The 21,823-nt window shown below is 67.3% G+C and carries 20 protein-coding genes; 8 read left to right on the forward strand and 12 right to left on the reverse strand.

From position 1 onward, the window contains the following. The first annotated feature begins 13 nt into the window (after positions 1 to 13). Positions 14 to 934, forward strand: coding sequence for a sulfite exporter TauE/SafE family protein (locus tag ACTTAG_RS16895; RefSeq protein WP_444463358.1), 921 nt, complete (start codon positions 14 to 16; stop codon positions 932 to 934). Further along, positions 931 to 1,689 carry a TIGR02186 family protein gene (locus ACTTAG_RS16900; RefSeq protein WP_444463359.1) on the forward strand — a complete coding sequence of 253 codons (759 nt, stop codon included), beginning with the start codon at positions 931 to 933 and terminating at the stop codon, positions 1,687 to 1,689. Before ACTTAG_RS16895 ends, ACTTAG_RS16900 begins: the two co-directional genes overlap by 4 nt. Before the next feature lie 5 nt (positions 1,690 to 1,694). On the opposite strand, the gene ACTTAG_RS16905 is transcribed toward ACTTAG_RS16900, so the two are convergent. The 3 genes from ACTTAG_RS16905 to ACTTAG_RS16915 form a co-directional block, all read right to left on the reverse strand. Continuing rightward, on the reverse strand, positions 1,695 to 1,931 hold the full coding sequence (locus ACTTAG_RS16905) for an Lrp/AsnC family transcriptional regulator (protein WP_444463360.1): 237 nt from the start codon (positions 1,929 to 1,931) through the stop codon (positions 1,695 to 1,697). 71 nt (positions 1,932 to 2,002) lie between these two features. Further along, complete coding sequence (locus ACTTAG_RS16910) at positions 2,003 to 3,544, reverse strand: ATP-dependent DNA helicase (protein ID WP_444463361.1); 1,542 nt, start codon at positions 3,542 to 3,544, stop codon at positions 2,003 to 2,005. A 228-nt stretch (positions 3,545 to 3,772) separates the two neighbouring features. Next, entirely contained in the window at positions 3,773 to 5,746 is a 1,974-nt protein-coding gene (locus tag ACTTAG_RS16915; protein WP_444463362.1) for a protein meaA, read from the reverse strand. A gap of 211 nt (positions 5,747 to 5,957) precedes the next feature. Between ACTTAG_RS16915 and ACTTAG_RS16920 the strand changes: the two genes are divergently transcribed. The 3 genes from ACTTAG_RS16920 (at position 5,958) to ACTTAG_RS16930 (ending at position 9,125) form a co-directional block, all read left to right on the forward strand. Further along, positions 5,958 to 6,290, forward strand: a complete 333-nt coding sequence (locus tag ACTTAG_RS16920) for a hypothetical protein (protein WP_444463363.1) — start codon at positions 5,958 to 5,960, stop codon at positions 6,288 to 6,290. Between the two features lie 182 nt (positions 6,291 to 6,472). Continuing rightward, positions 6,473 to 7,765, forward strand: coding sequence for a crotonyl-CoA carboxylase/reductase (ccrA, locus tag ACTTAG_RS16925; protein ID WP_444463364.1), 1,293 nt, complete (start codon positions 6,473 to 6,475; stop codon positions 7,763 to 7,765). 151 nt (positions 7,766 to 7,916) lie between these two features. Next, complete coding sequence (locus tag ACTTAG_RS16930; RefSeq protein ID WP_444465269.1) at positions 7,917 to 9,125, forward strand: ROK family transcriptional regulator; 1,209 nt, start codon at positions 7,917 to 7,919, stop codon at positions 9,123 to 9,125. Here ACTTAG_RS16930 and ACTTAG_RS16935 read toward each other — a convergent pair. The 6 genes from ACTTAG_RS16935 to ACTTAG_RS16960 form a co-directional block, all read right to left on the reverse strand. Then, a complete protein-coding gene (locus tag ACTTAG_RS16935) occupies positions 9,122 to 9,793 on the reverse strand; it encodes a glycosyltransferase family 2 protein (RefSeq protein ID WP_444463365.1) in 672 nt (223 codons plus the stop codon). The two genes, ACTTAG_RS16930 and ACTTAG_RS16935, sit on opposite strands and share 4 nt — an antisense overlap. Before the next feature lie 3 nt (positions 9,794 to 9,796). Then, on the reverse strand, positions 9,797 to 10,909 hold the full coding sequence (locus ACTTAG_RS16940; protein WP_444463366.1) for a ceramide glucosyltransferase: 1,113 nt from the start codon (positions 10,907 to 10,909) through the stop codon (positions 9,797 to 9,799). Then, entirely contained in the window at positions 10,906 to 11,703 is a 798-nt protein-coding gene (locus ACTTAG_RS16945; RefSeq protein WP_444463367.1) for a UDP-2,3-diacylglucosamine diphosphatase, read from the reverse strand. Before ACTTAG_RS16945 ends, ACTTAG_RS16940 begins: the two co-directional genes overlap by 4 nt. Before the next feature lie 182 nt (positions 11,704 to 11,885). Further along, positions 11,886 to 12,458, reverse strand: a complete 573-nt coding sequence (locus ACTTAG_RS16950; protein WP_444463368.1) for a biotin transporter BioY — start codon at positions 12,456 to 12,458, stop codon at positions 11,886 to 11,888. Further along, entirely contained in the window at positions 12,448 to 13,080 is a 633-nt protein-coding gene (locus ACTTAG_RS16955; protein WP_444463369.1) for an energy-coupling factor transporter transmembrane component T family protein, read from the reverse strand. The genes ACTTAG_RS16950 and ACTTAG_RS16955 overlap by 11 nt, the downstream gene beginning before the upstream one ends. Further along, complete coding sequence (locus tag ACTTAG_RS16960; protein ID WP_444465270.1) at positions 13,074 to 13,778, reverse strand: energy-coupling factor ABC transporter ATP-binding protein; 705 nt, start codon at positions 13,776 to 13,778, stop codon at positions 13,074 to 13,076. The genes ACTTAG_RS16955 and ACTTAG_RS16960 overlap by 7 nt, the downstream gene beginning before the upstream one ends. Positions 13,779 to 13,935: 157 nt before the next feature. On the opposite strand from ACTTAG_RS16960, the gene ACTTAG_RS16965 reads away from it, so the two are divergent. Then, positions 13,936 to 15,630, forward strand: coding sequence for an ABC transporter ATP-binding protein/permease (locus tag ACTTAG_RS16965; RefSeq protein ID WP_444463370.1), 1,695 nt, complete (start codon positions 13,936 to 13,938; stop codon positions 15,628 to 15,630). Continuing rightward, positions 15,627 to 17,288, forward strand: coding sequence for a thiol reductant ABC exporter subunit CydC (gene cydC, locus ACTTAG_RS16970; protein WP_444463371.1), 1,662 nt, complete (start codon positions 15,627 to 15,629; stop codon positions 17,286 to 17,288). The genes ACTTAG_RS16965 and cydC overlap by 4 nt, the downstream gene beginning before the upstream one ends. Positions 17,289 to 17,298: 10 nt before the next feature. Here the strand turns inward: cydC and ACTTAG_RS16975 are convergent, their stop codons facing one another. Then, positions 17,299 to 18,699, reverse strand: a complete 1,401-nt coding sequence (locus ACTTAG_RS16975; protein WP_444463372.1) for a cytochrome P450 — start codon at positions 18,697 to 18,699, stop codon at positions 17,299 to 17,301. A 258-nt stretch (positions 18,700 to 18,957) separates the two neighbouring features. Between ACTTAG_RS16975 and ACTTAG_RS16980 the strand changes: the two genes are divergently transcribed. Continuing rightward, entirely contained in the window at positions 18,958 to 19,638 is a 681-nt protein-coding gene (locus tag ACTTAG_RS16980; protein ID WP_444463373.1) for a Crp/Fnr family transcriptional regulator, read from the forward strand. A 6-nt stretch (positions 19,639 to 19,644) separates the two neighbouring features. Here ACTTAG_RS16980 and ACTTAG_RS16985 read toward each other — a convergent pair whose 3' ends face one another. Together ACTTAG_RS16985 and msrA are read right to left on the reverse strand one after the other, a co-directional pair. Then, positions 19,645 to 21,063: a cytochrome P450 gene (locus tag ACTTAG_RS16985; RefSeq protein WP_444463374.1), complete on the reverse strand. Its 1,419-nt coding sequence runs from the start codon at positions 21,061 to 21,063 to the stop codon at positions 19,645 to 19,647. 85 nt (positions 21,064 to 21,148) lie between these two features. Next, the gene (msrA, locus tag ACTTAG_RS16990) at positions 21,149 to 21,817 is read right to left on the reverse strand and encodes a peptide-methionine (S)-S-oxide reductase MsrA (protein ID WP_444463375.1); all 669 of its coding nucleotides are present in this window, start codon (positions 21,815 to 21,817) and stop codon (positions 21,149 to 21,151) included. Positions 21,818 to 21,823: the final 6 nt, after the last annotated feature.

The following is a 21,823-nucleotide window of genomic DNA, read 5'->3' on the forward strand; positions in this document are numbered from 1 at the left end:
CCGTCGGACAGCCATGCAGATCTACCTCCCCATCGCCGAGGTATCGGTCGACATCTTCCTGTTGCTGGGTCTGGGCGGCCTTGTCGGGCTGCTTTCGGGCCTTTTCGGCGTGGGCGGCGGCTTCATCATCACGCCGCTTCTGTTCTTCATCGGCATCCCGCCCACCGTCGCCGTCGCCACCGGGGCCAATCAGGTCGTCGCCTCCTCGGTCTCGGGCGTTCTGGCGCAGTTCCGGCGCAAGGCGGTCGACGTGCCGATGGGGATGGTGCTGCAGGCGGGCGGCATCCTTGGCTCGGGCCTCGGCATCCTTGTCTTCAACTGGCTGACCCGGCTTGGTCAGGTCGATCTGGCGGTGCAGCTGGCCTATGTGGTCTTTCTGGGCGGCATCGGCGCGATGATGCTGCAGGAATCGCTGCGCGCCCTGCGCCGCGCCAAAAGCCCCGGGGCGGCCCGCCCGCGCGATCACAGCCGCAAGCTGGTGCACCGGCTGCCCTTCAAGATGCGCTTTCGCACCTCGGGGCTTTACATCTCGGTCATTCCGCCCTTCGTCATCGGCATGGCGGTGGGCGTTCTGGCCGCGGTGATGGGGGTGGGCGGCGGCTTCATCATGGTGCCCGCGATGATCTATCTGCTCGGCATGCCGACCAAGGTGGTGATCGGCACCTCGCTGTTTCAGATCCTGATCGTTTCGGCTTTCACCACGCTCCTGCATGCGATCACCAACCAGTCGGTCGATGTGATGCTGGCGCTTTTGCTGATCGTCGGCGGGGTGGTGGGGGCGCAGATCGGCACCCGCCTAGGCGCGAAGCTGAAGGCGGAACAGTTGCGCATCCTGCTGGCCCTTCTGGTGCTGGCGGTGGCGCTGAAGCTGGGCCTTGATCTCGTCCTGCCGCCGACCGAGCTTTACAGCCTGCAGACGGGGGCCTCGCGATGATCCTGCGCCTGCTGCTTTTGCTTCTCCTGACCGCCCTGCCCGCCCGGGCCGAGCGGGTCGTGGCGGGGATCAGCGCCGACAATATCGGCATCACCACCGCCTTTGACGGCTCTTCGATCCTGATCTTCGGCGCGGTGAAACGCGCCGCCCCCGAGCCCGACGGCCCCTTGGGCGTCATCGTCACGCTGGAGGGCCCGCCGCAAAAGGTCACCGTGCGGCGCAAGACGCGCGAAATGGGGATCTGGGTCAACAGCGACAAGATGGTGATTTCCTCGGTGCCCAGCTTTTATGCCGTCGCGTCTTCGGCGCCGCTTGCGCGCATCCTGTCGCCCGAGACCGATGCGAAGGAACGCATTTCCGTGCCCGTCGCGGTCGAGGCCTATGCCGGGCCGCTGGGCCGCACCGATGGCCGCCCCTTCGCCGAGGCGCTCTTGCGGCTGCGCGAGGGGTCGGGGGCCTATTCTGTGTCCGAACGGGCAGTGACGCTGGCGGCCGACACGCTCTTTCGCGCCGATTTCGACCTGCCCGCGAACCTGATCGAGGGCGATTACACCGCCCGCATGTATCTGCTGCGCGAAGGCAAGGTGATCGACCAGACCTGGGCACCGATCAAGGTGCGCCGGATCGGGCTGGAGCGCTTCACCTATGTCCTGTCGCGCGAACAGCCGCTGGCTTACGGGCTTTTGTCGCTGGGTCTGGCGATCTTCGCGGGCTGGGCGGCGGCGGCGGCGTTCCGGCTGATCCGCAACTCCTGACCGCTTCAGAACGCCTTGAAGGTCATCGTCGTCAGGGTGCGGGCGATCCCCTCTATGCCGAACAGGTTTTCGTTCAGCCAATGGCCCACGTCGGCCTCTTCGGGGATATAGACCTTGGCGATCAGGTCATATTCGCCCGAGGTGGAATAAAGCTCGCTCACCACCTCGCGTTCGTAGATGGCATCGGCCACGGCATAGGTCTTGCCGGGCTGGCAACGGAACTGGACGAAAACGCAACGCATCGCGGGCCTCCATGGGGCGGGCAGATTGGGGTTGGCGCCAGATTAGGCGGCGGCAACGAAAAGGAAAAGCCTCACTCTTCCTCGGGGGCAAGCGTCAGCGCCACCGTGCCCGTGGGCAGATCGTCGATGCCCAAGGGCGCCGAGGGCCGCGCCAGCATCGCCTTTGTCACCCAAAGCAGCCGATGCTCCGCCCGGGTGATCGCCACATAGGCCAGCCGCTTCCACAGCGGAATGCCCGCCTCGGACCGCCCGGTGCGGAAGGCGGCATAGATGTCTGGGGCAAAGACCTGCACATCGGGCCATTGGCTGCCCTGCGCCTTGTGGATGGTGACGGCCGCGCCATGCAGGAAGGTCGCCCCCATCCGCGCCGCAAAGGGGATGAAGGGCTCTTCCTCGTCCGGCATCTCGATCTTGACGATCGAGGCGGCGGACAGCCGCGGGTCCTCGGCGCCGATCACATGCAGCCGCGAAAAGCCGGGCTTGCGACCGGGGCCCAGATAAATCACCTGCGCCCCCTTGATCAGCCCGCGGGCCTCAAGGTCGATGCGCTTCTTGCGATGCTTCAGCGGCAATTCGATGCCGTCGCAAATCAGCGGCTCGCCCGGCAAGAGCGCATCGGCAGGCGCGCCATGGGCATTGCGAAACGCCTGAATAAGCCGGATCCGGGTCGCATTGCGCCAGACCAGCACCGGCGAGCGCGCCATCAGATCGCTTTCCACCCGCTCGGCCCGCACCACCCGCGGATCGCGCCGGGCGGCCTGTTCGACCATCCGCTCAAACGCATAGAAATCAAGGCTGTCATCGGCCAAAGCATGGGCCAGATCCAAGATCGGGTTGTCGTCGGCCTGACGGTGGATGCGGTGCAACGCATGCACCGAGGCCTCGGGCAGACGTTCGAAACTCATGTGGCCGGACTGGTTCACCGGGGCCAGCTGCGCCGGATCGCCGAACAGCACCAGCGTCGGGAAGATCTCCTTCAGATCGTCGAACTGGCGCTCGTCCAGCATCGAGGCCTCATCGACGAAGCCGATATCCAGCGGATCTTCGCGCCGCTTCCAGCCCGAGATGAAATCCGACCCGCGCAGCCCCGCCGCGGCCAAGGCGCCGGGGATCGACTTGTTCGTCTCGTAAAAGGCCTTCGCCCGATCCAGCGCCAGATCGGTCAGACCCTCGATGCGCAAAAGGTCAAGGTTCGGCCGTTCGCCCTGCCCCGCCAGCCATTCCGCGATGGCCTCATATTCCGGGTGATAGACGGGGCTGTAAAGGATGCGGTGAATGGTGGTCGCGGGCACCCCGCGCGAGCGCAGCACCGAAGCCGCCTTGTTCGTCGGCGCGAGGATCGCCAGCGTGCGCCGATCCTTGCGCCGCTTGCCCTCCCAATCACCCGAGACCAGATCCACCCCCGCGGCTTCCAAAGCCTTGTAAAGCTCCGCCAGAAGCAGGGTCTTGCCCGAGCCCGCCTTGCCGATCACCGCGCAAACCGAGGGCTCGCCGCCCTCCGGCTGCAAGGTGCCATCCAGCAGATCCACCCCCGCGCGTTCCAGCGCGGCAGCGACGGCATCCCAGGCTTCGGCCTGATCTTCGGAAAAGGTGACGGTGGCAGGCAGGCTCATGGGGCGGACCCTACACGGCGCGCCCGGCTTGCGGAAGCCGCGAAATCGGCCTGCGGCCGATGCCTCCGGCGGGGATATTTGGGGCAAGATAAAAGGGCTTTGCTTTTATCTTGCCCCAAATATCCCACGGGGTGAGACGGGATCGAGCAAGCGTCCAGTGGACGCTTGCCCCGTCGAACGGGCTGCCCGTGGCAGCCCTGGGGGGTGTGAAACCCCCGCCTCCACCGTTCAGGCCGCGACCGTCTCTGGCGTGGCCAGCGCAACGATGTCCATCATGATCCGGTTCAGCTCGAAATCCTTCGGCGTATAGACCCGGGCCACGCCCATTTCCTTGAGCTTCACCGCATCCTCGTCGGGGATGATGCCGCCGACGCAGACCGGAATATGCAAAAGCCCCGCCGCCCGCATCCGCTCCATCACCTCGGAGATCAGCGGCAGATGCGAGCCCGACAGGATCGACAGGCCGATCACATGCACCTCTTCGGCGGCGGCCTGGGCCACGATCTGCTCGGGCGTCAGGCGGATACCCTCATAGGTGATATCCATGCCGCAATCGCGGGCGCGGAAGGCGATCTGCTCGGCGCCGTTGCTATGCCCGTCAAGCCCCGGCTTGCCGACGAGAAACTTCAGCCGCCGCCCCAGCTGCGAGCTGACCGCATCGACCGCGGCGCGGATGTCATCGAGCCCCTCGGTCCGGTTCGACGGGCTGCGCGAGACCCCGGTGGGCCCGCGATATTCGCCATGCACCGCCCGCATCACCCCCGCCCATTCGCCGGTCGTCGCGCCCGCTTTCGCCGCCGCGATCGAGGCGGGCATGATGTTCTTGCCCGCCGCCGCATCGGCGCGGAGTTGCTCCAGCGCCGCCGCGACCGCCTGCGCATCGCGCGACGCCCGCCAGGACTGCAGCCGGGCGATCTGATCGGCCTCCACCGCCGGATCGACGGTCATGATGCCGCCATCCGAGCCGACCAGCGGCGAGGGCTCGGCCTCGGTCCAGCGGTTCACCCCGACAATCGTCGTCTCGCCGGTCTCGATAGCGCCGACGCGGGCGGCGTTGCTGTCGACCAGCCGCGCCTTCATGTAGTCGATCGCGGCAATCGCGCCGCCCATCGCGTCGAGCGTATCCAGTTCTTGCCGTGCCCCGGCCTTCAGGGTTTCGACCTTGGCCGTCACCACCGGGTTGCCGTCGAAGAGATCGCCATATTCCAGCAGGTCGGTCTCATAGGCCATGATCTGCTGCATGCGCAGCGACCATTGCTGATCCCAGGGCCGCGGCAGGCCCAGCGCCTCGTTCCAGGCCGGAAGCTGCACCGCCCGCGCCCGGGCGTTCTTCGACAACGTCACGGCCAGCATCTCGATCAGGATCCGATAGACGTTGTTTTCCGGCTGCTGCTCGGTCAGGCCCAGGCTGTTCACCTGCACGCCATAGCGGAAGCGGCGGTATTTCTCCTCCTCGATCCCGTAACGCTCGCGGCAGATCTCGTCCCACAGCTCGGTAAAGGCGCGCATCTTGCACATCTCGGTCACAAACCGGATCCCCGCATTCACGAAGAAGGAAATCCGCCCCACCATCGCCGGGAAATCCGCCGCCGGAACCTTGCCCCGCAGATCATCAAGCACCGCAATCCCGGTGGCCAGCGCAAAGGCCAGCTCCTGCTCCGGCGTCGCCCCGGCTTCCTGCAGGTGATAGGAACAGACGTTCATCGGGTTCCATTTCGGCAGGTGTTGCGCGGTATAGGCCGCCACGTCGGTGATCATCGTCAGGCTGGGTTTCGGCGGGCAGATATAGGTTCCGCGCGACAGATATTCCTTCACCAGATCGTTTTGCACCGTGCCCTGCAGCTTGCTGACATCGGCGCCCTGTTCCTCGGCCACGGCGATGTAAAGCGACAAAAGCCACGGCGCCGGGGCGTTGATCGTCATCGAGGTGTTCATCTGCTCAAGCGGGATCTGGTCAAACAGCGCCCGCATGTCGCCCAGATGGCAGACCGGCACGCCGACCTTGCCCACCTCGCCGCGCGCCAGAACGTGGTCGCTGTCATAGCCCGTCTGCGTCGGCAGATCGAAAGCCACCGAAAGCCCGGTCTGGCCTTTGGCCAGGTTGGTGCGGTAAAGCGCATTCGACTTCGCCGCGGTCGAGTGACCGGCATAGGTGCGGAACAGCCAGGGGTGATCCTTCTTGGGCTTGGTCGTCTCGGTCATGGCGGCCTCCGGCGTCGATTCTGATTTCGCAAGAATGTTGCTTTGATCGCCCTGATAGGCGAAAGAATGTGTCGCTGTCAATTCGCCGCAGTGCGGCACGACGCCGGAGCGCAAAAATCTTCGCGGCGTTTCAACACGACTCTTGCTGTGGATCACGTTTCTGTCATCCTTGACGCGATGGTCAGCGGACCATTCGGAGAAGGGGATAAATATGTCGAAGACAAGGATTGTTACCGCGCTCGCCGTGATCGCGACGCTGGGTTCGATGGCCTCGCCGGTTTGGGCGCTCAATCGCCATGTCACCATCGTCAACAACACCGGGTTCACGATGGTGAAATTTTACGGCTCGAATACCGGGTCGGACAATTGGGAAGAAGACATTCTGGGCAATGATGTTCTGCCCTCGGGCTCCTCGGTCGACATCAATTTCGATGATGCGTCCGGCTACTGCAAATTCGACTTCAAGGCCGTCTTCGAAGATGGCGACGAACTGGTGCGTCAGAACGTGAACGTCTGCGAAGTGGCGACCTTCACCTATAACTGAGCCCTCCTGCGACTGCTGCGGCCGCGCCCCGGGGCGCGGCCTGCTGTCTTGAAAATGCTGCAGTCGCAGGGTCATAAAATTTCAAAAACCTAACGTCACTCATTGCATTGTTGCTTTGCGAAGTTTATTTCACTCCTCGATGCCGCGTCGATTCTGCGCCGCGGCGAAAACAGGAGACGCTGATGGCCCCCGATCAGAACACCGGCATCGCGCCTTATGAGGCGCCCGAAAAGGACCTTTACGAAATCGGCGAGATGCCGCCCTTGGGTTATGTGCCCAAGAACATGTACGCCTGGGCGATCCGCCGCGAGCGTCACGGCGAGCCCGAGCAGTCGTTTCAGGTCGAGGTGGTGCCGACCTGGGAAATCGACAGCCACGAGGTGCTGGTTCTGGTGATGGCCGCGGGCGTGAACTACAATGGCGTCTGGGCGGGCCTTGGCGTGCCGGTTTCGCCGTTCGACGGTCACAAGCAGCCCTATCACATCGCGGGCTCGGATGCGTCCGGCATCGTCTGGAAGGTGGGGTCGAAGGTCAAGGGCTGGAAAGTCGGCGACGAGGTGGTGATCCACTGCAATCAGGACGACGGCGACGACGAGGAATGCAACGGCGGCGATCCGATGTTCTCGCCCAGCCAGCGGATCTGGGGTTATGAGACGAACGACGGGTCTTTCGCGCAGTTCACCCGGGTGCAGGCGCAGCAGCTGATGCGGCGTCCGCAGCATCTGACCTGGGAGGAAGCGGCCTGCTACACGCTGACCTTGGCCACCGCCTACCGGATGCTCTTCGGCCATCCGCCGCATGACCTGCAGCCCGGCCAGAACGTGCTGGTCTGGGGAGCCCCGGGCGGGCTTGGCAGCTTTGCCATCCAGCTGATCAACGCGGCGGGCGGCAATGCCATCGGCGTGATCTCGGACGAGGACAAGCGCGATTTCGTCATGGGCCTGGGCGCAAAGGGCGTGATCAACCGCAAGGATTTCAAATGCTGGGGCCAGCTGCCCAAGGTCAACACGCCGGAATACAACGACTGGCTGAAAGAGGCCCGCAAGTTCGGCAAGGCGATCTGGGACATCACCGGCAAGGGCGTGAACGTCGACATGGTGTTCGAGCATCCGGGCGAAGCGACCTTCCCGGTCAGCTCGCTGGTCTGCAAGAAGGGCGGCATGGTGGTGATCTGCGCCGGCACCTCGGGCTTCAACTGCACCTTTGACGTGCGCTACATGTGGATGCACCAGAAGCGTCTGCAGGGCAGCCACTTCGCGCATCTGAAACAGGCGGCCTCGGCGAACCGGCTGATGCTGGAACGTCGGCTTGACCCCTGCATGTCCGAGGTCTTCCCTTGGGCGGAAATCCCGAAAGCCCATACCAAGATGCTGCGCAACCAGCACAAGCCGGGCAACATGGCGGTGCTGGTGCAGGCGCCGACGACCGGGCTGCGCACGTTCGAGGACGCGCTGGAAGCCGGGCCGAAAGCATAAGTTTCCTCCGAAACGCTTATGAAACCCGCGCCCCCGTGGCGCGGGTTTTGCATGTCCGTCATGCGTTAAATCACCATTGTTGAGGTATTCCTTGACCGGCCCCGCGGCCCGCGTCATTGTGAGGGCGACGCGGGGGGCAATCGTGCAACGGATGGTCAGGGACGAGGCGGACAGCGCGAAGATCGGCACCGACCATTCGGCGATGCGGGCGCGCAACGAACGGCTGGTGCTGTCGCTGATCCGCCGTCACGGCGCGCTGGCGAAATCCGAAATCGCGCGGCTGACCGGGCTTTCGGCGCAGACCGTTTCGGTGATCATGCGCGGGCTGGAAGCCGCCGGGCTTCTGACCCGTCAGGCACCGGTGCGCGGCAAGGTCGGCCAGCCCACGGTGCCGATGGCGCTGGCGCCCGAAGGCGCGCTGTTTCTGGGCCTCAAGGTCGGGCGGCGCCGGACCGAGATGGTGCTGATCGACTTCCTCGGCCAGCTCCGCGGCGCCACGGTGATGCGGCACGACTACCCGACCCCCGACGGCGTGCTGGACTTCGCCCGCAGCTCGGTGACGGAGCTGACCGCGACCCTGCCCGAAGCCTTGCAGCGGCGCATTCAGGGGCTTGGCATTGGCCTGCCGTTCCAGCTGTGGGATTGGGCGGGCAGTCTGGGGCTGGCGGCAGAGGCGATGGACGGCTGGCGCCATCGCGATCTCCGGGCCGAACTGGGACGGGACATGCCCTGGCCGGTGCTTCTGGAAAACGACGCCTCGGCCGCCTGCAATGCCGAACTGGTGTTTGGCAAGGCGCATCTGCCCAAGGATTTCGTCTATGCTTTCCTTGGTTTTTTCGTCGGCGGCGGGCTGGTGCTGGGCGGCTCGATGTTTGCGGGCCACAGCGGCAATGCCGGGGCGCTGGCCTCGACGCCGGTGCCCGACGGGCAGGGCGGGTCGCGGCAGCTGGTCGAGGTGGCCTCGCTCTCGGCCCTTGAACGGGCGCTGACGGCGCGGGGGCAAAGCGGGGCCTTCCTGTGGGAATCCGCCCCCGATTGGGACTTGGACGAAGACATCGTTGCGCCGTGGCTGGCCGAGGCGGCACGGGGGCTTGCACATGTGGCCGCCTCGGCGGGGGCCTTGTGCGATCTCGAGGCGATGGTGATCGACGGCTGGCTGCCCGGTGCGCTGCGCGACCGGCTGATTGCGGCGATCGAGGCGGAACTGGATCACATCGACCTCTCGGGCATGACGCGGCCGCGGATTCTGGCGGGCACGGCCGGGCCGCAAGCCCGCGCGCTGGGGGCCGCCAGCCTGCCGCTGTCGGCGAAGTTTCTGGTCGAATTCGCCGCCCTGCCCGATCTGCCCGACCGCGATTAGGCGGCAAGTCCCCGCATCGCCACGATCTGCCCGATGGCGCGATGCAGCGGCACGGTGCGGAACATGTCGGCCAGCATCCGCAGATCGGCCAGCACCCCGGCCAGACGGCCGCGTTTGGCGCCTTTCCACGGGCTTGCCACCTCGGGCCAGCGCACGACGGCCAGCCGGGCCCGCGCCGCGATCAGACGGCGGTTGAGATGCAGTTCCAGCCCGAAGCGCGGCAAGGACCGCAGCACCGCCGGATCGCCGATCAGCGCCCGCCGCAGCACCCGCTCGCCCGAGATGTAATCCAGCCCGATCCACCGCCAGAGCCAGGGCGCATTGCCGCGCAACGAGATCGCCACATCGGCCCGCCCCGCCCGGACCGGCGCGATCAGCGCGGCAATCGCCTCGGGCGCCAGCCCCAGAAGATCGCTGTCGAGAAGCAGGATCAGCTCGTGGCTGGCCGCTTCGATGCCGCGCGACACCGCCCAGCTTTTGCCCCGGTTCGGACTTTGCCGGATCAGCCGGATGCCGGGCACCTGCGCCGCCACATCGGCGGTGCCGTCGCTTGAGCCGTCATCGACCACGATCACCTCGTCGATCAGCGGATGACCGACGACGGTTTGCAGCACGGCGGCGATGCGCGGGGCCTCGTTATAGGCGGGAAGGATGCAGGAAACGCCCATGGTTCAGGCCTTCGCCTCCTGCCCCGGCGCCAGCGCATTGCCGCGCCATTCGAACCCGCGCGACCGCCAGGTGGCGACCCAAAGCGGCGCCAGCAGCAGATCGCGCAGCACCATCGCAGCAATGTCGATCCGCCGCGCGGGCCAGCCCGCGACGCGGTTCATCGCCACCTCGACCCCATACCAAAGCGCGAGGAAAGGCAGCGCCACGGCCGCCGTGGCCCAGCCCAGCGCAGGGATCAGCGCGGCCAGCGGCACGAAGGGCCCGAGCAGGATTTCGGCGGCAAAGAGCAGCGGAAAGCCGTCGCGCCGCACCCGCGCCCAGCGCAGCTGCCGCTTCCAGACCGGGCCAAAGCTGCGCGGCCCGATCGGCTGGGTAAAGGCCCGCCGCGTCAGCCGCACCTTCAGCCCCTGCGCCCGCACCGCCTTGGTCGAGGCGACATCTTCGGCCAGATCGCGGCCCAAAGCCACCAGACCGCCCGCGTTTTCAAGGACTTCGCGCCGCCAGGCCAGCGTCTTGCCCTGGGCGAACCCGTTGCCCAGACTGTCCGAGGCGAGCTGCCAGCGGTCCTGAAACCCGTCCAGAAACGCGCATTCCAGCGCCGCCCAGAGCCCCTCGGCGCGGATGCCCACGGGGGGCGAGGTGACCAGCCCGGTATCGGGGCGGAAAGTGGCCAGGATCTGCTCGATGTAATCGCGCGGCAACAGCAGGTTCGAATCCGCCATCGCGACGATCGCGCCCTTGGACGCTTTCCAGCCCTTTTGCAGATTGTTGAGCTTGGGATTGCCGGTGATCCGATCCTCGCCGATCAGCAGTTGCGCCCGCGCCTGCGGATAATCCGCGATCAGCCCGCGCAGAAGCGTCACCGCCGGATCATCCTCGACCGCGGCGCAAAAGATGATTTCAAGGTTCGGATAGCTCAGTTCAAAGGACGAGCGCAGCGTTTCCGCATCATGCGTGTCAAGCCCGCAAACCGGGCGCAGCAGCGTCACCAGCGGCGGGTTCCCCGGCAGCAGCACCGGTGCGGGGCCGCGATAGCGCCAGGCGGTCAGCGCGGCGGAGGAGACATGCAAGGCAGCGGCCAGACCGGCAAACCCGGCCAGAGTTTCGGCGATCATGCTTCGGCTTCCTCCATCAGACCCTGGCGAGCGGGGCCGGTTTCGGCCTCGGCCCGCCATTCGACAAGCTGGAGAGCGCCGTCGAAGGTTTCAACCAGCGCGGTCCGGCTGTCGACCCAGTCGCCGCAATTGGCATAGGTGATCGGGCCGCTTTGCCGCAGCGCCGCCTTGTGGAAATGACCGCAGATCACCCCGTCATGCCCGCTGGCCACGGCCATCGCGGCCAGCCGCTTCTCGAACCCGTTGCCGACCATCATCAGCGCGTTGACGCCACAGATCGCCCATTCGAAAATCCCGCGTTTGGCGCTGGGCCGCAGCCCGCGCAAGGCGTGATCGAGCGTGCGCAGCGCCGCATCCAGCCGCGAGCCGATCCGGGTCATGACATGAAAGCGGAAGATCCGCGCATCGACCTGATCGCCGTGCAGCACCAGATAGCGGGTGCCATCGGCGGCGGTATGGGTCAGGCTTTCGGCCAGTTCGAACTGATCGAAACGGCCGGTGTCGATCTCGCGCAGCGGCGCATCATGGTTGCCGGGCAGATAGATGACACGGGTGCCATTGGCGGCGCGGCGGCCAAGATCGGTCCAGATCGCATCCTGAGCCGCGCCCCAATGCACCTTGCCCGGGTGCCAGACATCCAGGATGTCGCCCACCAGATAGATCGTGTCGGCTTCGACGCCTGCAAGGAAATCAAGGATCTCGGCGGCGCGGCACCCCCTTGCGCCCAGATGCAGGTCGGAAAGGAACAGACTGCGGTAGCGACGGCGCGGACGGGAGGCGGAAGCGTCGAACATGATCAATCCCCGTTGTCGATGCACGGACACTATCAACAGCCCGGAACGACGCTTCCGTTGCAACTTCACGAAGATTTCATGACGTTTCGCTGCAGCGCAGCGGCAGGATGACGCAGCTTCGGGCAATCGGCGTGAAAAAGCCCGAAGCGCAGGCACGCTTCGGGCGGTTTTCGGCTGGCGGCTCAGGCGCGGGCGAGCAGCGCCGAGGGGCGATATTGCGCGATGGTGCGCGCGACAAGGCCCGTCACCACCACCTTGATCAGATCGCCCGGGATGAAGGGCGCCATGATCGCCGTCGCGGCCCAAAGGCTCATCGGGGTGTCCTCGGGTTTCAGCCCGGCGTTCTTCACCAGCCAGAAGCCGAGGATACCCAGCGCATACATGACAAGGATGCCGCCCAGCGTCGCGCCGATCCCGGCGGCAAGGCCCACCGGAACGCGGCGCAGGCGCTCGACGATCAGGCCGGTGACGAAGGCGGCCGGAAGCCAGCCGATCAGGAAGCCCGCGGTCGGGCCGACGAAGATGCCAAGGCCGCCACGGCCGCCCGCCAGCACCGGCAGGCCGATCGCCACCAGCGCCTGCACCAGAAGCACCGCCAGCGCCCCGCGCCAGCTGCCAAGGACGGCGCCCGCCAGCATCACGCCCAGCGATTGCAGCGTGATCGGCACGCCGAACCAGAGCGGAATGGCCGGCACGAAACCAAGCGCCACGATCAGCGCGGCGAAAAGCCCGATCAGGGTTACGTTACGTTCCAACTGTGTCTCTCCCGTTGCGCGGCAGGGCCAATCCGCCGCGTGCGCGCAAGGCATCGGCCATATGATCCGCATCGTCAAGCAGCGAAAATGTCAACGGCGCAAGCAGTTTCACCCGCGGCTTGCGGGCGGACCGGGCGCGCCAGGCCTCGGCCAGCGTGGCATGACGGGCGCGCAGGACCGGCACGAAACGGATCACCAAAGCCACCGAAATCGCCGGGACGCGGGGGGAAATCCCAAACCGCGCAAGCGGTTGCGCCAGCCGTTCGATCAGCGCCACGATCTCGGGCAGGGGCGTCGTCAGGGTGACGAGATTGGCCAGACCGACCATCGCCAGCACCCGCAGGCCGAACACGACCCCAAGCTGAAAGCGCCCCTGCGCCGTGTCCCAGATCAGGATCACCGCCACGATCCAGACCAGCGGACGCAAGGTCACAAGGCTTTGCCGGATCGCCCCGCGGCCAAGGCTGGCGGTCAGACCCGCAACGGCCAGCACCGCCGCCCCCTGCCCCGCCAGGCTGCCCAGCCGCATCAGGGCGATCATCGCCACGGCGAGCAGGCCGAATTTCAGCGCCGCGGGCAGCCGATGCGCCCAGGTGCGTTCGGGCAGCGCCAGGCTCAGCATGCGGCCTCGCGCGCCAGCGCCTCCATCGCCGCGATGTAGCGCGGCAGCACCTCGGCGGGCGGGCCATCGGCGGCGATCTTGCCGGCTTCCAGCCACAGGATGCGGTCAAAGCCGGCCAGCCGCGACGGATCATGCGTCACCAGAACGACATTCTGCGCCAAGGCCGCGATCCGCGCCTCGATCGACAGCGCGGTGGGCAGGTCAAGCGCGTTGAACGGCTCGTCAAACAGGATCCAGTCCGGCTCCATCACCAGAACCGCCATCAGGCACAAAAGCTGGCGCTGCCCCTGCGACAGCGTATGGCAGAGCCGGTCGCCCCAATTCGTCCGCCCCTGCGCGGCCAGAATGGCCGCGGCCCGCCGCAATGCCTCGGCGCGCTTCAGCCCCTTTTGCTCAAGCCCGAAGGCGATCTCGTCGCGCACCACCGGAAAGATGATCTGATGATCGGGGTTCTGGAACAACAGCCCCACCGTGCCCAGAGCCCCGGCGCGGTCGGCGGCCACATCGACGCCATTCACCATCACCCGACCCTTTTGCGGCGCCGCAAGCCCGGTGATCAGCCGGATCAGCGAGGATTTGCCCGCCCCGTTGCGCCCGACGATGCCGATGCGCCGCTCGATCAGGCGCAGGGAAAGGCCGTCAAAGATCGTCGCGCCCTCGCGCTCGAATGTCACCCGGTCGATCTCGATTGCGCGCATCATGGCCTCCGGCTGCTGGCTTGCCCGGTTGGCCGCGCAAGGTCAACCGCGAAGCGGTGGCGATTGCGTGGCGGCGGTGATAAGGCTGGCGACGGTGGGCGGAATCATGTCGCCGATCCTGTCCCATCGCCGCGCAAGGCCCTAGATCGAAGGCTCGATGACCGAAACCTGTCTTTCCCCCGCTGACGCCAAGGCCGAACTGGCCCGCCTCACCGCCCCGGTATCGAAGCAGCTGCGTTCGGCCGGAATGCTGGCCTCGCTCTCCGAGGTGCTCTGGGCGGCGCAGGCCGCATTGGTGGCGCTGGCGCTGGGCGGGCTTGTCGCCCCGCCCGCAAGCCTCAGCGTGCCGCAGGCGGCCTTGGGCTTTGTCTTCGTGATGCTGCTGCGGGCGGGCCTGGACGCCGCCGCGCAGGCCCGCGCCAACCGCGCCGCCACCACGCTCGTCGCCACCGAACGCGCCGCCCTGCTGGAGGAAGCCGCCCGGCTGGATGCCCGCGCCACCGGCCTCGCCCCGGCACAGCTGGCCAGCCTTGCGGGCGAGAAACTGGCGCTGCTTGGCCCCTATGTCTCGCGCTTCACCCCGGCGATGACCCGCTCGCGCATCGTGCCGATCGTCTTTCTGGCGCTGGTGGCGCCGCTCTCCTGGGTCGTCGCGGTGATCTTCATGGTGGCCGGGCCGCTGATCCCGGTCTTCATGGCGCTGATCGGGATGGCGGCGCAGCAGGCGTCCGAGCGGCAGATGGCGCATCTGGGCACGCTGAACGGCACCTTGGCCGACCGCATCGCCGCCAGCGCCGATCTGCGGCTTCTGGGCGCCGAAGACCGGGCGGGCCGCGAGTTGTCGATCGTGTTCCACATCCTGCGGGCGCGGACGATGAAGGTGCTGACGGTGGCCTTCCTGTCCTCGACCGTGCTTGAACTCTTTTCCGCGCTGGGCGTCGCGCTGGTCGCGGTTTACGTCGGCTTCAACCTGCTGGGCGAGATCACCTGGGGTTCCTGGGGCACGCCGCTGCATCCGGCCGGGGGGATTTTCCTTTTGATGCTGGCGCCGAACATGTTCCAGCCGATGCGCGATCTGGCCGCCGCCTGGCATGACCGGGCCTCGGCCTTTGCCGTCGCGGGCGAGCTCAAGGCCGCCAAGGCGATGCTGTCCGAGGAAGGCCAGATCATGGGCACGGGGGCTGCGGCCACGGCGCTGCCGCCCGCGGCGCTGCGCTGGCAGGGGCTGGCGCTGCGTCCGGGCCCCGGGGCCGCGCCGATCGCGCTGCCCGATGGTCAGGTGGCGCCCGGTGAGGCGGTGGCGATTTCCGGCCCCTCGGGCGCGGGGAAATCGACGCTGATCGCGGCGCTGGCCGGGCTGATCCGGCCCGACGCGGGCGAAATCCGCTGGGGCGAAACCGTGCTGGCCGAGGACAGCGCCGATGCGATCCGGGCGGGCATGGGCTGGCTGCCGCAGGCGCCGCAATTCATCGCCGCGCCGCTGTCGGAAGCGATCACGCTCGGCCGTCCGGGCGATCTGGCCGCGGCGCTCAAGGCCGCCCATGCCGAGGAAATCATCGCCGCCCTGCCCGAGGGTCTGGCGACGCCCTTGGGCGATATCGGCGGCGGCGTTTCGGGCGGCGAGGCGCGGCGGCTGATGCTGGCGCGCGCCCATCACGCCCAGGCGCATCTGATCCTTGCCGACGAGCCCACCGCGGACCTTGATGCCGAAACCGCGCAGGCGGTTCTGGCCGGGCTGATGGCGCTGCGCGAAGGCGGCGCGGCGCTGTTGATCGCCAGCCATGACCCCGCGGTGATCGCCGCGATGGATCGGGTCATCGAATTGGGAAGCGATGCGGAGGACCGGACATGATCGCGCTTTTCCGTCTGGCCCGTCGTCTGTCCGAAGCCGAACGGCAGGCCTTCCTGCGCGGCCTTGCGCTGATGGTGACGGTTCTGGTCATGGGCGTGGCGCTTCTGGGCCTGTCGGGCTGGTTCGTCACCGCCGCCGCCGCCGCGGGCATCGCCGGGGTGGTCGGCTTCGATTTCTTCCGCCCCTCGGCCGGGGTGCGGTTTCTGGCGCTCGGCCGGGCGATGGCGCGCTATGGCGAACGGCTGTTGACCCATGACGCCACGCTTCGGGCGCTGGCGGGCATGCGCAGCGCGGTTTATGCCGGGATCACCCGGCTGCCGCATGAGGTGCAATCGCGGCTGCGCGGGGCCGAGGCGCTCAACCGCATCACTTCGGATATCGACGCGCTCGACGGGCTGATGCTGCGTCTGGTGCTGCCGCTTTCCGCCGCGCTGGCGGGGCTGGCGGCGGGCACGCTGGCGATCTGGTTTCTGGTCACCCCCGCCACGGCGCTGGCCGTCGCGCTGATCTATGCGCTCGGCGGCACGCTGGTTCTGGCCGTCACCGCCCGCATCGCCCATCGCCCCGCCGCCGCGGCCGAGGCCGGGCTGCAATCGCTGCGCGCCGCGGGGCTGGATCTGATGCGCAACCGCGCCGATCTGGCCGTGGCGGGGGCGCTTGACCGGCTGACCGGGGTGGCGCGGGACGCGGTCGAGGCCGAACACGACGCGCGCAACCGGCTTGACGACATCGAGCGGCAATCCTCGGTGGCGCTGTCGCTGACCGTCGGTCTGGCCGCGGCCGCCGCGCTCTATCTGGGCGGCAGTGCCGCCGAGGCCGGGGTGATCTCTCCGGCGCGCGCCGCGATCGGGTTTTTCGTTGCGCTGGCGCTCGCCGAAAGTCTGGGCGCGCTGCGCCGGGGGCTGGCCGAATGGGGCCGGATGCAGGGCGCGGCCGAACGGGTTCTGCGCCTGACCGACACGCCGCCGCGCCCCGATCCGCAGGTGGTGCCGCTGCCTTTGCCGGAAAAGCCGCTACTGAACGTCACCGATCTGCGCCACCGCCGCACCGGCGCGCAGCGCGACAGTTTCGGGCCGGTCAGTTTCGAGCTGATCCGCGGCGAGACGCTGTTGATCACCGGCCCTTCGGGCGTCGGCAAATCGACGCTGCTGGCGACGCTCGCCGGGCTGACGGCGCCGGTCTCGGGGCAGATCCTGCTTTCGGGCGTGCCGCTTGCGGATTGGTCCGAGGAGCTGTTGCGGTCCTGGCTGACGCTGGTGCCGCAACGCTCGGCGCTGATGGCAGGCAGCGTGGCCGAAAACCTGTCGCTGGCGCTTCCCGAAGGCCAGCCGGTGGACGAGGATCAGCTTTGGCAGGTGCTGGAAGCCGTCGATCTGGCCGCCACGCTGCGCGCCCGCGAGGGGCTGGCCACCCAGCTTGGCCCGCATGGCGCGGGGCTTTCGGGCGGTCAGGCGAAGCGGCTGGCGCTGGCCCGCGCGCTGTTGCGTCGCCCGAAGGTGCTGTTGCTCGACGAGCCGACCGAGGGGCTGGATGCGCCGACCGCCACGGCGACGCTGCAGGGCATCCGCAAGCTCATGCCCGACACCGGGATCGTCTTCGTCAGCCACCGCAGCCCCGATGCCGCTCTGGCCGACCGGGTGCTGCATCTGGCCGAGTGACCTGCCCCGCTCAGGCGCGGGGGGTCAGTTTCAGCTTGATCCCGGCATCCGAGCGTACCGTCAGATGCGCGACCGGCATCGGCACCGCGCCCGGCACAGGGTCAAAGCGGAAGGCGCGCAGGAACATCGACAGCAAAAGCGGCCCTTCCGCCATGGCAAAGGCCGCCCCGGGGCAGACCCGCGGCCCCTCGGAAAACGGCACATAGGCATCGCGCAGCCCGGCCTTGCCGTTTTCCGTCTCCCAGCGGCCGGGGTCGAAAGCGTCGGGATTGTCCCAGATCCGCTCATGCCGGTGCAGGTGCCAGGGGGAAACGATGATCTGCGCCCCCTTCTTCACGCTTCGTCCCCGGAAGGTCATCGGACACGCGGCTTCGCGCACGAACATCGGCACCGGCGGGTAAAGCCGCATCGCCTCGCGGAACACCGCGCGCGAGAGTTTCAGCCGGTTGACGATGGAAAACACCGGAATGTCATCGCCCAGCACCTCGGTCGCCTCGGCGGCCAGTTTCTCCTGCCAGTCGGGATGGGTGGCGAGCAGGTAAAGCGACCAGGCCAGCGCCGCGGCCGAGGTCTCGTGCCCGGCCAGGAAAAAGATCGCCACCTGATCGACCATTTCCCCGGTCTCGAACACCCGGCCGGTTTCCGGATCGGGCGTCGTCATGATCTTTGTCGCCAGATCGTCGGGGGCGGTGCCGTTCTCGATCTCCTGCGCCCGCATCGTCGCAAGCTGGCCGATCAGCGCCCGGATCGCCGCCGCGGTGTCGCGCGTCTGTTTCGAATGGAAGCTGGGGAACCATTTCGGCAAGGGCAGGATCGCCGCCAGATTGGCCACCGGATGCGCCGCCTGATGGGCGCGGAACCCCTCGAAGGCCGCCTGCGCGATCTCATGCTCGATCGGCATCGAGAACATCGTGCGGAAGATCACATCCATCGCGACATGGCTGGTTTCCGCCTCGATCTCAAGCGGTTGCCCATCGGCCTTGGCCCGCAGCCGTTCGACCGCCGCGACGCCGCTGTCCCACATCGCCGGGAAAACCTCGCGCAGCCGACCGCCCTCGAAGGCCGGGTCGATGATCCGGCGCTGATGTTCCCAAAGCGCGCCGTTGGTGATGAAAACGCTGTCGCGCAGCAGCGGCTTCAGGCCAAAGCGGATGCGCTCGGATTTCGGGAAATCATGCGGCGAGCCGCGCAGGACCCGGTGCACCAGCTCGGGTTCGTTGCACAGGAACGACCGGAAGAAGGGCGTCTTCATCTCGGCCATCCAGGCGCGGTAAAGATGCGCGGGCTGCGCCGAAAGAATGTCGCGCTGGAAGAGCCGCAGATATTCCAGAAGCGACACCTTGCCCTGCCGCGCTTGCGGTTTCGGCGGCAGGCCGGAGGGCTGCGGAGCAATGGCGGTTTCATCGGTCATCGGGCGCTCCGGGGTTGGAAGGTCATCGTTCGGGTATCGAGAGGCGATCCGCGCTTGTCAGTGACGGCTATCACAGGAATTTGCCCCTGTCCGCCCGCTGATACCTTGGGTCGCACTCGCCCGCGCGGGCAAACGGGCGTAAAGTCGTCGGAAATCTGTCCGGCGCAAAGGCCGCTTGTCCCGATGTTCGACCCCCTTGACCCTCCGACGCACCCCTGCGGGAAGTGTCTCTTTTACGAAAAGAGCCTGTGGAATCCCGTGGGCCTGGGCGGCGTGTCGGTGCTGGCCTGCGGCTTTTCCCGCCGCGAGATCGCCGCGGGCGAGGTGCTGTTCGAACAGGGCAGCCGCAACCGGGGCGTGTTTTGCGTTTCCAAGGGGCTGATCGCACTGCGCAGCCATAATCCCGATGGCTCCTCGACGCTGATGCGGCTGGCCTATCCGGGCGAGATCGTCGGGTTTCGGTCGTTCCTTGGCCATGGCGAGCACCAGACCGAAGCAAGGGCGCTGATGCCCGCGCGGGTCTGCACCGTGGCGCGCGGCAGTGCCGAAAAGCTTCTGCGCAGCAATCCCGCGATCATGGAGCGGCTGATGGTGCGGGCGGTGGCGGAAATCGACCGCAGCCATGCCCGGATCATCGCGGCCGCCACCACCTCGAACAAGGACCGGCTGGAACAGCTTCTGGGCTGGCTGATGGCCCGGCACGGCACCCGCGACGGCGCCGAGATGCGGATGCAGCTGCCGATGACGCGGTCGGATCTGGCCGATCTGATCGGGGTGCAGCGGGAAACGATGTCGCGGCTGATCAAGCGGCTGGAGGAAGACGGCGTGTTCCGCTTTTCCGGCCGCGAGGTGCTGATGCGGGTTCCGGGCGATCTGATGGCGCAATGCTCTGACGCCGAACGCGAAGAGGTCCGGCTGCTGGTGCAACGTCTGCGCTGAGATCGCTCAGCGCGGGGTCAGCGCCAGCCAGATCCCGTCGCGGCCACGCACGGTCAGCTGCGCCACCGGCATCGGCTCGCGCCCGGGCACCAGCGCGACGCGGAAATGCTTCAGCATCATCGCCAGAAGCAGCGGCCCCTCGGCCATGGCAAAGCCCGCGCCCGGGCAGACCCGCGGCCCGGCCGAGAAGGGCACATAGGCCAGCCGCGAGCTTTCCCGCCCCTCGGGCGTGTCCCAGCGGGTGGGGTCGAAATCGTCCGGGTCCTTCCAGATCCGTTCGTGCCGGTGCAGGTGCCAGGGGCTGACCACGACCAGCGCGCCCTTGGGCACCGGCCTGCCGCGGAAGGTTTCCTCCTGCACCGTCTCGCGCAGATACATCGGCACCGGCGGGTAAAGCCGCATCGATTCCCGAAACACCGCCCGCGCCAGTTTCAGCCGCGGCACCGAGGAGGCATAGATCTTCTCGATGTCGATCACCGCCTCGGCTTCCTCGGCCAGCTTGTCCTGCCATTCCGGATAAAGCGCCATCAGGTAAAGCGACCAGGCCAGCGCGGCGGCCCCGGTCTCGTGCCCGGCCAAAAGGAAGATGCCGACCTGATCGACCATCTCGCCCGGGGAGAAGCACTTGCCATCCTCGGGGTCGGGGGTGGTCATGATCCGCGTCGCCAGATCGTCGGGCGCGGTGCCCGCGGCGATCTCGGCCGCGCGGGTCTCGACCAGCGACGAAATGAACCCGCGGATCTGTTTCGCCGTCTTCGCCGTCGCGCCAAAGCGCAGCCGCGGCAGCCAGCGCGGCAGACTGAACAAGGTGCCCGTGTTCACCATCGGCCGAGAGGCCTGATGCGCGCGGAAGGCATCGAAAACCGCATTCGCCGTGGCATTCTCGACCGGGATCGAAAAGAGCGTGCGGAAGATCACATCGAGCGCGATATGGCTGGCTTGGCCCTCGACATCGACGGGGCGGCCATCGGCCAGCGGTTTCAGCCGTTCGACGCCCGACAGCGCGGCATCCCACATCGCGGGCAGAACGTCGCGGGTGCGGCCACCGTCGAAGGCCGGGTCGATGATGCGGCGCTGCCGTTCCCATTCGGCGCCATTGGTGATGAAGATCGAATGACCCAGAAGCGGTGTCAGCCCCTCGAAAAGCCGCAAGGATTTCGGGAAATCCTCGGGGCGGCGGGTCAGGATCAGATCGACCAGATCGGGGTCGTTGCACAGGAACGAGGTGAAGAAGGGCGAATGGAATTCGGCCATCCAGGCGCGGAACATCCGGGCCGGTTGCACGGCCAGAATGTCCTGCCGGATCAGGCGGAAGAAATCGCGCGGGCCGACGCGCTCGGGCCGGGGGGCGGGCTTGACCGGGCGGCGGCCCGCAAAGGGGCATTGCGGGGCCTCGGTCGCGCGGGCGGCGGCTGCGTCTTTCATCGGCTATCCCCTTCACCTTCTTCGGCCCCTTGTGCCACGAAGCAGGCGCAGGTGTGGTGATGATCGTCAAGTTTCGGCTGCGATCTCAGTCGGCCACGGGCAGCAGAACCGGTTCGGCCCGCCAGTCGGCCGGGAACATCCGCTCCAGCGCCGCGATCTTCGGCATGTCCACCTGGACGATATAGGGGTGATCCGGGTTCAGGGTCAGGAAGTTCTGGTGATAGGCCTCGGCCGGGTAAAAGGCCGCGCCGGGGTCCAGCTGGGTGACGATGGCGGCATCGAAGGCCCGGGCGCGGCCCAACTGATCGATATAGGCTTTCGCGATCCGGGCTTGATCCTCCGAGGTCGGAAACAGCGCCGAGCGGTATTGCGGCCCGACATCGGGGCCCTGCCGATTGAGCTGCGTCGGATCATGCGCGACGGAAAAGAACACATGCAGCAGGTCGCCATAGCTGATCTGTTTCGGGTCGAAGACCACCTGCACGGCTTCCGCATGGCCGGTCTGCCCGGTCGAGACCTGATCGTAACGGGCCGTCGCTTCCGTGCCGCCCGCATAGCCCGAGGTGGCGCTGATCACGCCCTGCAGATGCTGAAACACCCCCTGCACGCCCCAGAAACACCCGCCCGCGAAGATCGCGGTTTCGGGGCCCGCAAGCGGGGCTTCGTCAAGCGCGGGCGGCGGGATCACCCGGCCTTCCTCGGCCAGGGCGGGGGTGGCAAGGGCAAGCGCAAGGGCAAGAACAAGGCGGCGCATGGGGCG

The organism is Rhodobacter capsulatus, assembly GCF_052363185.1.
Classification (GTDB): domain Bacteria; phylum Pseudomonadota; class Alphaproteobacteria; order Rhodobacterales; family Rhodobacteraceae; genus Rhodobacter; species Rhodobacter capsulatus_E.